The sequence below is a fragment of the Burkholderia sp. HMSC10F09 genome, assembly GCF_001806955.1.
Lineage (GTDB): Bacteria > Pseudomonadota > Gammaproteobacteria > Burkholderiales > Burkholderiaceae > Burkholderia > Burkholderia multivorans.
The window spans coordinates 1-710 of record NZ_KV786556.1 but is presented as its reverse complement, the minus strand read 5'-3'; the positions used below and the strand labels follow the sequence as shown (position 1 = coordinate 710).

Sequence of the window (710 nt, the reverse complement as noted above, 5' to 3'; positions counted from 1 at the left end):
GAAGTGGGAAGGCTAAAACAGTCAGGAGGTTGGCTTAGAAGCAGCCACCCTTTAAAGAAAGCGTAATAGCTCACTGATCGAGTCGTCCTGCGCGGAAGATGTAACGGGGCTAAGCCATATACCGAAGCTGCGGATGCGAGCTTGCTCGCATGGTAGGAGAGCGTTCCGTAAGCCTGCGAAGGTGCCTTGTAAAGGGTGCTGGAGGTATCGGAAGTGCGAATGCTGACATGAGTAGCGATAAAGGGGGTGAAAGGCCCCCTCGCCGTAAGCCCAAGGTTTCCTACGCAACGTTCATCGGCGTAGGGTGAGTCGGCCCCTAAGGCGAGGCAGAAATGCGTAGCTGATGGGAAGCAGGTCAATATTCCTGCACCGTCGTTAGATGCGATGGGGGGACGGATCGCGGAAGGTTGTCCGGGTGTTGGACGTCCCGGTCGCTGCATTGGAGAAGGCGCTTAGGCAAATCCGGGCGCGGAATTCAAGGGTGTGGCGCGAGCGACTTCGGTCGCGAAGCAATTGGAAGTGGTTCCAAGAAAAGCCTCTAAGCTTCAGTCTAACGATGACCGTACCGCAAACCGACACAGGTGGGCGAGATGAGTATTCTAAGGCGCTTGAGAGAACTCGGGAGAAGGAACTCGGCAAATTGGTACCGTAACTTCGGGATAAGGTACGCCCTTGTAGCTTGACTGGCCTGCGCCAGAAGGGTGAAGGGG

At 55.9% G+C, this 710-nt stretch carries 1 rRNA gene; it reads left to right on the top strand.

The annotated features are described in order from the left end of the window. Positions 1-710 (top strand): 23S ribosomal RNA (locus HMPREF3115_RS04500); the annotation flags it as partial.